Source organism: Bacteroidia bacterium (genome assembly GCA_033391075.1).
Lineage (GTDB): Bacteria > Bacteroidota > Bacteroidia > J057 > J057 > JAWPMV01.
The window spans coordinates 1,203,758-1,216,741 of the sequence record JAWPMV010000001.1 but is presented as its reverse complement, the minus strand read 5'-3'; the positions used below and the strand labels follow the sequence as shown (position 1 = coordinate 1,216,741).

General features: G+C 42.0%; 9 protein-coding genes. 2 read left to right on the top strand and 7 right to left on the bottom strand.

Annotation, left to right across the window (positions count from 1 at the left end; translation table 11 throughout):
* Nucleotides 1-6 precede the first annotated feature (6 nt).
* The 6 genes from R8P61_04825 to R8P61_04800 all read right to left on the bottom strand — a co-directional run bounded on the left by R8P61_04825 (nt 7) and on the right by R8P61_04800 (nt 4,953).
* Entirely contained in the window at nt 7-891 is an 885-nt protein-coding gene (locus tag R8P61_04825; protein ID MDW3646356.1) for a haloalkane dehalogenase, read from the bottom strand.
* 8 nt (nt 892-899) lie between these two features.
* Nucleotides 900-1,319, bottom strand: a complete 420-nt coding sequence (locus R8P61_04820) for a hypothetical protein (GenBank protein ID MDW3646355.1) — start codon at nt 1,317-1,319, stop codon at nt 900-902.
* A gap of 10 nt (nt 1,320-1,329) precedes the next feature.
* The gene (locus R8P61_04815; GenBank protein ID MDW3646354.1) at nt 1,330-2,208 is read right to left on the bottom strand and encodes a haloalkane dehalogenase; all 879 of its coding nucleotides are present in this window, start codon (nt 2,206-2,208) and stop codon (nt 1,330-1,332) included.
* A 44-nt stretch (nt 2,209-2,252) separates the two neighbouring features.
* On the bottom strand, nt 2,253-2,648 hold the full coding sequence (locus R8P61_04810) for a DUF4345 domain-containing protein (GenBank protein ID MDW3646353.1): 396 nt from the start codon (nt 2,646-2,648) through the stop codon (nt 2,253-2,255).
* A gap of 181 nt (nt 2,649-2,829) precedes the next feature.
* On the bottom strand, nt 2,830-3,681 hold the full coding sequence (locus R8P61_04805) for an AraC family transcriptional regulator (GenBank protein MDW3646352.1): 852 nt from the start codon (nt 3,679-3,681) through the stop codon (nt 2,830-2,832).
* 342 nt (nt 3,682-4,023) lie between these two features.
* On the bottom strand, nt 4,024-4,953 hold the full coding sequence (locus R8P61_04800) for a hypothetical protein (GenBank protein ID MDW3646351.1): 930 nt from the start codon (nt 4,951-4,953) through the stop codon (nt 4,024-4,026).
* Nucleotides 4,954-5,384: 431 nt separating this feature from the next.
* On the opposite strand from R8P61_04800, the gene R8P61_04795 reads away from it, so the two are divergent.
* The gene (locus R8P61_04795) at nt 5,385-11,081 is read left to right on the top strand and encodes a PKD domain-containing protein (protein ID MDW3646350.1); all 5,697 of its coding nucleotides are present in this window, start codon (nt 5,385-5,387) and stop codon (nt 11,079-11,081) included.
* Between the two features lie 78 nt (nt 11,082-11,159).
* Entirely contained in the window at nt 11,160-11,801 is a 642-nt protein-coding gene (locus R8P61_04790) for a hypothetical protein (protein MDW3646349.1), read from the top strand.
* Here R8P61_04790 and R8P61_04785 read toward each other — a convergent pair.
* A complete protein-coding gene (locus R8P61_04785) occupies nt 11,698-12,933 on the bottom strand; it encodes an ABC transporter permease (protein MDW3646348.1) in 1,236 nt (411 codons plus the stop codon). The two genes, R8P61_04790 and R8P61_04785, sit on opposite strands and share 104 nt — an antisense overlap.
* Between the last annotated feature and the right edge of the window lie 51 nt (nt 12,934-12,984).

Below are 12,984 nucleotides of genomic sequence, written 5' to 3'. Positions count from 1 at the left end.
CTTGTATTAAAGGGATTTGTACCAATCAGAAATAGCCGCGCCAATATTGTGAGGTTCGTCTTCCTGAATGAAATGCAAGCCTTTTCCAATCTTTACGGCTTCTGTATTAGGGAAATTTTCTACAATCCAGGGAATTTCTTTCTCCGGAATAAGCATACCTGGTTCTGCATATAAACAGAGCTTGGGAATGGAACTTTCCTTTAGCCATTCGTGATAAGCAGAAATGATGTCGTGGGTATGTTTGGGACTACCATCGATCGCTATCTCGGTCGGCCATATCCTGACAGCTTTACGACTTTTGATTGTCGGAAAGGGACTTTTATAATAGTCATGTTCTTCCTTGCTAATCTTTCTCAGAATGGCATTGGGAATCATCTTTTTCAAAAAGAAATTCGCCACCCCCAACATCAACCAATTGAAAAAAGGATTTCTCATGAGTTTGAATGCCCTTTGAATCCGCGCTGGCATAGCCGCCATGTCCACCGTTCGATAAACTGCTTCCATGAAAACTATTGCTTTGATATTATTGGGATGTTGATGTGCATAATGGAAACCCAGACCTGATCCCCAATCATGGATGACCAGGCTAATATTTTTGAGCCCCATTTTCTGAATAAATGCTTCGAGATAGGAATAGGTATCCCGAAATCCATAGTCTAATTCAGGTTTATCAGATTTCCCCATTCCAATCAAATCAGGAGCAATGCACCTCCCTTGCTTAGTCAGGTATGGGATAATATTTCGCCATAAATAAGAAGAAGTTGGATTTCCATGAAGAAAGAGAATGGGATCTCCTTCCCCTTCCTCTATATAATGAATTTTACTCCCCTTTACTTCCAGGTATTTAGATTCGAAAGGAAAGGCAGCTGATATTTCTCTAGGGCTTTGCATGAGGTATTCTAATTCTGTTGGGCATGTAAAATCTGGTTTAATTTCCACCAACTCAAGGAGACAGGACCGATAAAAACGCCAAAGGCCATTATAATCTTCAGGATCATGGGAACTTCTCCAATAACGGGTATATAATAAGCCTTTAAGAATAGTAAGATAACATCCAGAATAGTCATCACCAGAAATACGCTGAAACAAGTCCACAGAACCTTTGCATCTTTCTTTACTACTCCATACAGTAAAGGGAAAGCTAAAGCTATATGCCGGATAGCAAAAAATTCTATAGGGAAAGTTGCAGATTCTCCTGCATCAGGAAAAGCAATTTGTGGGAAAAACATACTCAAGCCTCCAAAGACAAATAAATTTGACAAAAAGAAGAGAAAGCTGAGCACTAATATCCAATTGGGAATTTTGATCGTATGTGACATGTTTTTTTTCTTAAAGAGAGTCATACCAATTAGCCGTCTCCTCCCCTATTTTGTGTGGATGATCTTCCTGCACAAAATGGAATCCTTCTCCGAGATAAATGGTCTGCGTATTCGGTAGATGCTCTTGCACCCATTTAACTGTTTCAGTTTTATTGGCTGTTCCGGGACTGGCATAAAAGAAAAGCTTTGGCAATTCACTTTGTTGCAACCATTCATTGTATCGCTTCACAATGGCATGAACATCTCGCGGCCTTCCACCTAAGGGTACATCTTCCGGCCATCTACGCAGCGGTTTTCTGCTGGATATACTTTTATAAGGAGCTGCATAATAGGCTTTCTCCTCAGGACTAAGTTCCCTTTTGATCAGGTCAGGAAGCATCTTTTTGATGAAAAGATTGGCCAGATTTACAAAAAGCCAACCAATGCCTGCTGTGCGCATTATGCGAAAGGAAATCCGTACATCCAGGGGAACCTGTTTCCACTCAAAGGCATCCAACACACTTTCCATAAAAACTATTCCCTTGATATTGTCTCTGTGTGTATTGGCATAATGAAAGCCACAGGCTGAACCCCAATCATGAATTACCAGGGTAATATTTCGTAAGCCCATTTTCTCTATAAATGCCTCAACGTATTCATAGGTATCAAAAAAACCATAATTAAGATCTGGTTTGTCTGATTTCCCCATACCAATGAGATCAGGCGCAATACACCTTCCTTTAGTCGAAAGGTATGGGATGATATTTCTCCAGAGATAAGAAGAAGTAGGATTGCCATGAAGGAATAAAATAGGATCTCCGCTTCCTTCTTCGACATAGTGAATCTTGCTTCCTTTCACTTCCAGATATTTGGATTCGAAAGGAAAGTCAGATGAAATGACTTTACTCATAAAAAAATGTGTTTGTCTTAATTACTTCCTAAAAGAAGCAGCTTCTATACTTTTTCGCGGTATTTTGTGAGGGCAAAAATGGCGAGTCCCGCCAGAACAAATTCAACCACCATCGCGGCTATCTGCCCTTTTACTGGCATACCATCCATCCCAAGAGAAATCAGGCGTCCAAAGGCAATGCTAAAATGAGCCGCTATAGCTACAACTACAGAAGTAAAAGCCATACGGGAATGAAGGATTCCCAGGAGCATAACAATCGCACTTGCGATCATGATACCTCCTGTACCTCTGTAGTCATTTAATAGTACCAGGTTTTCCGCTATATCTGCCCCATTTCTGGAAACGAATCCCGTTGGATTCACCAAAGCCATGATGCCAGGGATCAACATCAATAAACCACAAAGTCCCAGTATAATCTTGAGGACTTTCGAATTTTGCATAGTCATAATTCAGCGTTTCGTAATTCTAATTCTTATTGATACGAAGGTCGGGCAAAGGCCGCTAATTGATTGGGAATAAAAGGCCAAAGATTTGGAATAAAAGTTCAAAGAAAGGTACAAGCCCCTGAATTTGGGGGTAAACAAGCGCTTTTTATAGCTGATTGACCCAATAGTACCAGTATCAGGAACTTAGTATGGATTTGCGGTAATCACTGGGACTACAGGCGTACATGGTATGAAAAGATTTAGAAAAATAGCCGATGTCATTGAAGCCACAGTCATAGGCAATTTCCGAGATTCTCAGCTCCTCTTTCTCCAGCAGACTTTTTGCCTTTTCCAACCGCTTGCCCTTTATGTAGCGATTGGGACTCGTACCATATATGCTTTTAAATTTTCGCTTAAAAGAAGAAAGGCTAAGGCCTGCAAAAAAAGCAAGATCCTCAAGGTTGAGGTCTTCATATAAATTGGAATTGATGATTTCCTTGAATTCATATTCCGGTGAGCGAAAAAGGCCACTAAGGATAGACTGCATGCGGCCACTGCTATCTGTATTGATAAGAATGAGGACCAGTTCCTGAATTTTTACTTTGAGTAGTTCTTCGGTTATATAGCTGGAGTTGTTAAAGTAGTAATCCAGGCTGTGGATGAAATGAAGGATCATCTCATTGCTGGGAAACTTTTCTACTCGATTGAGTTGCTGTCCTCCTTTCTTATCGAAAAAATCCGGCAATTGATCATTGTACACATATTTCAGGATATCCGGATAGAAATGAAAAATGGTCAGTTCATTAGCCGAATCATCTTCATTTTCCAGCCAGGTATTGACAAATTGATCGCAACTCATCAACAAGCAATCACCGGTCGAAAGTTCATATCTGGCCTGTGGAGCATTGAGCCTTGATTTTCCATTTTTCACATAGACAAATCGGGCTTCATCCTGCATAGAAGAATTGGCCTTGAAGGGAGGCTTAAACTGAATTCGTCCCAAAGCTACTTTTGACCGAAGGTCGAATGACTCTCTCTTAATAACCATAGTGAAACATGTGATGAAAAAAGATCAGGGCAGTGCTCATACTCCCTTGCTTTTTCATTTAGAAACTTGCAGGCAGCAGATGTGACAAAATTTACGAGAATTTGTGGGAATTGAAAGTCAAAATCAGGAAGGACATGATTTCATCAGGGAGGGAAAATAGAAAAAGCCTGCCCCGATCCGGCAGGCTCTCATTAAGGCAAATATGATACTTCGAATGATATAATTCTATGTGTTTGTTTGCCTTTAATACTAACCTAAACTACTACTACTATCTTTTTGCGGGTGAAAAAAGTCAGGGACCGAAACCACTCCTAGAGCGGCCCGATCCCTTGATTCCCCCATTTAATTCGTAACGATTACCAGATACTTGCTGGACTTCCAGAACTTACTTGGATCGGTAATCTCTATTCTTTCTACCCTTTTGTCCTCCTCAGCGAGCATGTATGAGTCAGAAGGATGACTTGTCATGATCTCAACTTTACGGGAGTCGTCTACGGGTATACTGTTTATTTCAGTGATATCAATTTTAGTGAAGCCGCTTTCATCAAAGTCAGGGATCAGTTGCTTGATCTTGCCGATTCCGATAAATCCACCTGTCTTGGTAAGGATATTCTTGTTCTTCAGCTCCTTATAACTTCCCTTGATGTAGTAGGCAGTGTTCAAGTCGGAGATTTGTCCGTCTATTCTATCTTTCTGTATACTGATCAGGGAGTCCTGACTACTGATACGATCAGTTTGTGCGCGGCTATCAATTCTCAGATTGCTGGCTACAAGATTCAGGGTATCGATCTTGCTGTTCAAAGAAGCTACCGTAAAGCTCATGTTGCTCAGATCTTCTTTGAGGGAGGCAATTTGAGTATCTTTTTCTTCTAATTGTTTCTTAAGGACCCCTACCATTCTTCTGTACTCAGGAGCACGGCCTTCGGCCTTTTGGATGCGCTCATTGAGATCATCTATGATTTGGCGGTTTTGATCCAATAGTTCGTTGATTGCCTGAATGTCTTCGATGATTTGCTCTTTTCCGTCAACTCTCAATTCCGGATCATCATTGTTCATCGCAATCAGATTTTCTCTATTTCTGATGGAAGCCAAGTTGTCTTCGAAAGTGTTAAAAGCATTCATGAACTCGGACAGCATCGAATCTTGTGCCTGGGTAGACTCCTGAAGCGCTTTATTCTTACGCTGGAGGTCATCTATCTTACCCTGGTTACATGCTCCTGCAAAGAGGGCCGTTAAGATTAAAACCGGGAGTATTACTTTTAAATTCTTCATGATCAATTTCTAAATCAAATACATTTCTCTAGGTTCAAAGCATGTACCAATTGGCACAAAAATCATAAAAGCCTGATATCAAGCCATTTACAAATCGTGCCAATTCCATTTTTTTCCCAAAGAGAGAAAATCATTCTCAAAATGAGAAAGGGCATACGCCTTTGATCAAATTTCCTCTGTTTTTAGCTGTTGACGGAGCGATTTTAATCCCAAATGTTATTTTTCAGAGAGAGATCCCTCAAAAATCAGACTCGGAGCTTCATTTTCCATCAGGATCATTACATCTAAATAAATTAGATTTCTTTCTGTATGTAACGCCCCTCCTATTTACAATTGCCATTTGAGCCCTTGCCATCTTCAATGGCTTACAAATCAGGAAGCAGCCTTACACGACGGTAGTTCGAAATTTATCCAGTGTGTATTTTTAACGCATGAAAAAGTACACCTACTTATTGTTAAGTCTTTTTTCACTCACGCTCTCTTCGACATCTTTAACACACGCACAACTCAATGCAGACTTCACAGCTGACCAGATTGCTGGTTGCCGACCATTGGTGGTAAGTTTTTCAGATCTTAGTACAGATGCAGTGAGTTGGACATGGGATTACTCAGTAGGTAGTTCGACCGTACAAAATCCAAGTGCCTTTTTCTCCTTACCCGGAACCTATGATGTAAGGCTAATCGTAACCGACATCAATGGAAACACAGATACCCTCATTAAGGAAAATTATATTTCGGTCTATGAATTCCCCACAGCAGATTTTAGTGTGGATCAATCGACCATATGTGCCAATGATATTGTCCAGTTCACAGATCTCTCAAATGCAAACTCTGGCCAATTGACATCCTGGACCTGGGATTTTGGAAATGGAAAAACAAGCAACGATCAAAATCCTTCGGTTTCCTATCCGGAGGCCGGCAGTTTTCCGGTTTCTTTATTGGTGAGTAATGAATACGGTTGTACTGATAATGTTATCCGACCTTCCCTGATCAATGTCAATGCACCAGATGTAAGTTTTTCTGGTAGTAACTTATTGGCATGTGGAGCCCCTCATACTGTAGAATTCTATTCAGAAGGCGATACTACGGGTAGCCATTTGTGGTTGTTTGGAGATGGGAATACGAGTACGGATGTTAATCCCATCCATACATATACCTCAGATGGAAGTTTTTCAGTCAGCCATATCATCACAGATTTGGATGCTTGTGTTGACACGCTTAGAAAAGACAATTATGTCGGTATAGGAGTGAATACCCTTATGGCATCTGTTGTAGATTCTTCTATCTGTGTAAATGATACAGCATTCTTTGTTTCGAATGCCCCCAGCAATAGTAACATCTTATGGGATTTTGGAAATGGACAGCTTGATTCTGTTGCTAATCCTGCCGTAAGATATACTTCTCCCGGCACCTATAATGTCACCGCGGTAGTTTCAGATGCCAGTGGATGTAATTATAATTTCGCTGTTGTGGTTGAAGTTTCTGCTTATCCTAATGTCTCCTTTACAGTAGCTGATACTACCCTTGGTTGTAGTGTTCCATTCCAGGTAGACTTCGTAAATAATACCGTTGGAGCTGTAGACTACTTCTGGACCTTTGGAGATGGGAACCTGTCAACCCTCGAGAATCCCAGTCATACTTATACAGAAGTAGATAGTTTCACCGTAACTTTAATAGCAACGGGGCCTACGGGTTGCAGGGCTCAGATCCATCCCAAAGACTTTATTAAAATACAGGAAGTAGAGGCTGGTTTTTTTGCTGAACCCAGACAAGGATGTGCTCCACTGGATGTAGTCTTTCAGGATACTACCCATTCTCCCTACCCTATTATTGACTGGCAATGGGATTTTGGAAATGGAAATACAGGCAATGGATATACAACAAATAACACCTATCCGAATACCGGCGAATTTAACGTAAGCCTCATAACTACAAATACAAAAGGCTGTAAAGACACCCTCCTCGTAGATGAATATATAAAGGCAGGATCTTTCCCTAATATGGACTTCACTGTCACGACAGATTCAACCTGTGCCCTGACAGAGATTCAGTTTACAAACCTGACACAGGGTGCTCAGGACTTTGTCTGGTTCTTCGGTGATGGAGATACCTCACAAGCAGAAAATCCTATGCATGGATTTCTCGCATTGGGAGATATGGACGTTACCCTGGTCGCAAGTGATCGGGGTTGTGCAGACACCCTTACAAAAACTGCCTTTGTACATGTAAAGGCTCCGTTACCTGTAATTGCAAAGAATGCCGCTAGGCTATGTTTTCTTCCGGATAGTGTGACCCTTTATAATCTATCTGAGCAAGCAGACTGGTCCTACTGGACCTTCCCTGATAGTTCAACCTCCACCGATCTCATTAGCAGATATACCTTTTATGAAGACGGTAAACAATATTTCTACCTAACCGCAGGGAATGACTCTACGGGATGTGTCGTTACAGCCCAGGATTCCGTAGTCGCCAATGATATTAAATCACGCTTTATTCCCGATCTCACGGCTGGCTGTGTTCCCTTTACCGTAAGTTTTTCTGATAGCTCCATTAATGCTATAGAATGGAAATGGTACTTTGGCAATGGGGATTCCTCCAGCCTACAAAATCCGACGTATACCTATACTGAAGCTGGCAACTATAATGTCATGCTGGTTGTAAAAAACAGTTTCCTCTGTAGGGACACCTTAATATATCCCAATATTCAAGCTTTGGGGCCGGATGCGGACTTCCAGATTACGAGCGGAACAACTGGCTGCGTTCCTTTTGATCTAAGCGTAGAGGATATGTCTACGGGAACCAATACGATTACGGGCTGGGATTGGGACTTTGGAGATGGGATGAATTCTAATCTGCAAAATCCGATACATACGTATGCTTCCCCAGACCTCTTTACGATATCTCTTATAGTAACGGATGCCGATGGCTGTCAGGATTCTGTTCGCAAATCGGATGTAGCTTTTATTACCCAACCCATTCCCAATTTTGCGGTAAACCCTCCTACCAATTGCCTGGATGTAAATAGTACGTTCATTAGCATTGCATCAGGCTCTGGCTTGTTTTACACCTGGGATTTTGGAGATGGGAATACTTCTCATTTGGCAAACACCTTCCACAACTATGCAGATACTGGATTCTATGATATTACCTTACACGTGGTTGATGTAAACGGCTGTGATAGCTCTATTACGAAACCCAATTTTGTTGAAATTAGAGAATTGGTAGCCAATTTCTGGGCAGATACCTTAGCTGCCCCTTGTCCTCCCCTAACCGTAAACTTCCGCGCAGATAATAGCTTTCCTCATATTGGAGTAAAGTGGCGTTGGGATTTTGGAGATGGGGCGACCTCTTCTGAGGTATTTCCTACCCATATATATAATAGCCCCGGATCTTATGATGTTTCTTTGATCCTCGAAAGTCCGGAAGGATGTATAGATACCATGATCCTCGAGAACATGGTCAATATACAGGGACCTGTTAGTTCCTTCTCCTACACCCCCCTCGATGGTTGTTTGGGCACTGAAATTTTGTTTACCGTCGATACCGTAAAACAGGACATCTCCTATGAATGGCTCTTTGGGGATGGGAATCAATCTACCCTTGATACAGTAAGGTATACCTATGCTACTCCAGGGATGTATTTCCCGATACTGGTAGCAAAAGACACCCTGGGCTGCGAAGTATTCACAGCTAATAGCGATCCCATAGAAATTTACAGCCCCCCTTCCATCAATTTCAATGCAGATAATCAAATTTTGTGTGATGCAGGAAGTGTCCAATTCCAGGATTTGAGTTCAGTTCCTAATTCTATTATTCGAAGCTGGAAATGGTATTTCGGAGATGGAGACAGCTCTGATCAAAAAGATCCGCTTCACCTTTATCAGGGATTGGGAAGCTATGATGTCACCTTGATTGTCGAAAGCAATGAAGGATGTATTGATAGCCTGACCATGAGCAATTTCATCCAGGTTGTTTCCAGTCCTTCTCCTGGGATTGTGCTTGATAAAGTGGAAGGTTGTGCACCCTTGATAGTTAATTTTGAAGGGAACTTTAAACCCTATCCTGGTCAGATCAATGACTGGAGCTGGGATTTGGGAGATGGAAATCAGTTTCTGGGACAAATAGGAAGCCATACCTTCAATGATACGGGTAGCTTTATCATAAATCTGGATGTAGTTGATAATAATGGCTGTGTAGCTACTACTCAGGACACTGTAAATGTATATGGCTATCCCAGCTTTGATTTCACGGTGGATGCATTTGAAGGTTGTGCGCCATTTGTGAGCAGTTTCAATTTCATTAGTAGCGATCCGATCCAGGCCTGGTTATGGGATTTTGGTGATGGAACTACTGATACCTCTGCCAATCCTGTGCATACCTATGCCGTAGATGGTGTGTATACCGTCAGCCTTACGGCAACGAACATATATGGATGTCAAAGTATTTTGACGAAAGATGAGCTGATCATGCTAAGTCATCCCATCTCAGATTTCAATATGAGTGAAACGGCCATATGTACAGGAGGAAGTGTTTATTTTGAAGATGAGAGTTACGGCAATTTCACCATCAATTCCTGGCAATGGGACTTTGGAGATGGCAATAGCAGTAGCCTGAGTGATCCTTTGCATACCTATAGTCAGAGCGGCGTATATGACATTAGCCTGATCATCACTGATATAAATGGATGTTCGGATAGCTTGTCCATCCCCAATGCAGTTACGGTAATAAGCGATTCTTTACCAGAAGGGGTAGCTATAACTCATGTCAGCGTAAGTTCAGATTCAGAAGTGGAAATCAAGTACGAATTGTATAATAATACCAAAAAGGATTTCAAAGCTTACCTGATTTATAGAGAAGATGCGATTGGTAACTTTAGCCTGATTGACTCGGTAGAAAACCTCAATCAGCTCGATTTTACCGATCAGGGATTGAATACCCTTCAGAATGTCTATTGTTATAAAGTAGTAATCAAGAATCAGTGCCTCAATACCAGCCTCCTCTCAGATGCGGAGCAGCACTGTTCGATAGATATAAAGAGTCAAAGCGCAGGAGATCAAATCAACATTAGTTGGAATCCTTATCAAGGCTGGCCTTTACTGGATAGCTATAATCTGTACCGGGTTTCCGGATACGGCATGAATGACGCTCAATTAATCGCCTCCCTATCGAGTAGTGATACAGCTTATATAGACAGTAGCAATCTCTGTGAAGGAGCTTTCAGTTATCGCATAGAAGCCATTGGACCAGGAGGTTATATCTCTTATTCAGACACAACAATAGCTTTCGCTAGTCCTGGAGCTTTGACAGATGTATCTAAGGTAATTAATGCCACAGTTGAAAATGATGAATTCATCAGTCTCGAGTTTAGCGTGGCAGACATAAAGAATGCCTCATCATTTATCATTGAAAGAGATGAAGGGAATGGGTTTACGGAAATCGCTTCAGAACCCATAACAGGGCAAACAGGAAAGTTCCAGGATCAAAAGGCTGATGTGCACAATAAGCCTTATACCTATCGGGCATTTACTGCAGACTCTTGTGGGACAAAGACTGCAGTCGGTCAGACAGCAAAAAGTGTACATGCCAGTGCCAGCCAGGCAGGAAACAGCATTCGCCTCAGTTGGAATGCATATGAAGGATGGGAAAATGGCGTAGAATCCTATAAGGTCCAAAGATTTGATGATGCTAGCCAATCTTATATAGAGATTCAGGAAATCATGGGAGGTATTACGGAGTTTGAAGATCTTAGTCCTTTGGGGGGGAATAGCCTCAATTGTTATAGAGTCATCGCAATAGAACTTGAAGGGAATCGTATGGTTTCTGTTTCAAATAGCAATTGTGTAGGACTAGATCCTATCATGTTCACTGCTACCGGCTTTACCCCTAATGGAGACGGGATCAATGATGTCTTTAAAGTCACGGTCTCCTTCGTGGATTCATATCAATTGACCATCTACAACCGTTGGGGAAAAGTGGTCTTCAGAACTGATAATCCACAAGTATCCTGGGACGGTCGACTTCAGAGTGGACAATTAGCTCCAGAAGGTGTCTACCTCTATTCAGTTACAGGTTATGGAAAAAGAGGAAAATTTGTCCAAAATAATGGGAGTGTCAGTTTGATCCGATAGGAAAACCCTTGAGGGGAAAATTCAGTCGCTTAACCTATCCTACTTGATCCCCATATATCTAAGCCGTAATTTGTCGCCATGCGCAGATTACGGCTTGTTTTTCCCCTGATGGCTCTATGCGGATTGTGCTTTTCTGCCTGCAATAGCTGGACGAAAGTGGAGTTTAGAGAAAGAGAGGTTTCCGAACTCTTTAAACTCGATTTGCCCGATTATTTTGATGCTACAGATGTCCTCAATCAAGAGGCCGAGCTCCAACTCCAAAACTCAGGAAAAGACCTTTGCCTCATTGTAAGAAAAAATGATTGGAATGAGCTTAGGAAGAGGAGAGCAGATTTTGTTCTGGAAGATTATTATGATGTGAGCATTGAGCAGTTGAAAGCCGATCTGGAAAAGATCGATGCTCCAGGACCAGATTCTATCAGCATCAATGGATTGCCTGCTTTCCTGGGCACACTTACTGGAAATTTTAAAGGAGACAGATTGATTTTTGATATTGGCATCATCGCTGGTGAAAGCTATCTCTACCAATTGGTTCTTTGGACCTCAGCAGAAGAACGCCCTGTTTACCAGGCCGACATCATGCGCATTATCCATTCTTTCGAAGAAATGGAAAACCCTATTCAAAACGAAGGGATTCAATCGGATCAACCTGAGCCGCTTTCGCAGCCGGATAGTAACCAGACGCTATCCCAACCACAAAACATGCCGTCAGACCAATAAATACCCAGGTCCAGGGAATCACAAAGGTTCCTTCAAAAAGGAAGCTACTCACAAAATTTCCCCCGAGTATCCCTAGCAGGATTCCGAGTATTGCTCCGATTTGGCAGATCATCACAGCTTCAAAAAGAAATTGCAATTTTATATTCATTCGAGTCGCCCCAAGGGATTTCCGCAGACCAATTTCCCGCGTCCTTTCCGTCACTGACACCAACATTACATTCAAGAGGGCAACGGCTGCTCCAAGCAGGGTAATCAAGGCGATTATTTGTGCTGTGATGGTTATGGTAGAGAGTTGTTGAAATAATTGATTGATAAACTCATCACTACTGGATAAATCGAAATCATTTTTTTCCCGCACTTTCAATTTCCTGACAGTCCGGAATATACCGGTGGCCTCAGATTTGAGTGCATCCATATCTCTGGCATTATCAGCAAATACGCTCAATACAATGGAGCCATGATTGGGGTAATGTTTACGAATGGCGGTAAGGGGCGCTATACAAGTACGGTCTCCTCCCATCATGCCCATGGTTCCCTGTTTCTTGAAATAACCTATCACCTTGTAGAGGTTATTGTTAAGATTGATCATTTTGCCTACCGGAGTAGAAAAGGGATATAAGCGTTCCTTTACCTCATTACCTATAACCACCACATTTCTACCCATCAGAAAATCTTCCTCCGAAAGATTTCTTCCTTCCTCCAATTCGTATTGAGAAGTCAGCAGATAATTCTGATCTGTGCCTACAACCACTACATTGCCATTGGTTTTTTCATTTCTGTATTTCGCTGTCGTCCCACGGCTGGCACGTACACTCATGCTGACAATGCCAACATTGCTGAAGTCTTCCTGAAAGGCCGCAGCCTGCCGAAAGGTAATATTGGGATGGTAATCCCTTTTACGGGCTCCCCTTCTCCCAAACTGAATACTCTTGGATCGATTGGCGATTTGAAAAGTATTACTTCCCAGAGAGGCGAAGCTATCAGACATCCCGGATTTGATCCCTTCGATAGTCGTCATTACTACCACCAGGGCAGTGATGCCCAGTGCAATGATGAAGATGGTTAAGCCCGTGCGAAAGAGATTCGCACGAATGGCGTCAATAGATTGATAGATATTTAGGAGAATGCGCATATGCAGCCACTCATGTATTTTGGACGAAATTACGAAAGTAAGCCCGTGCTA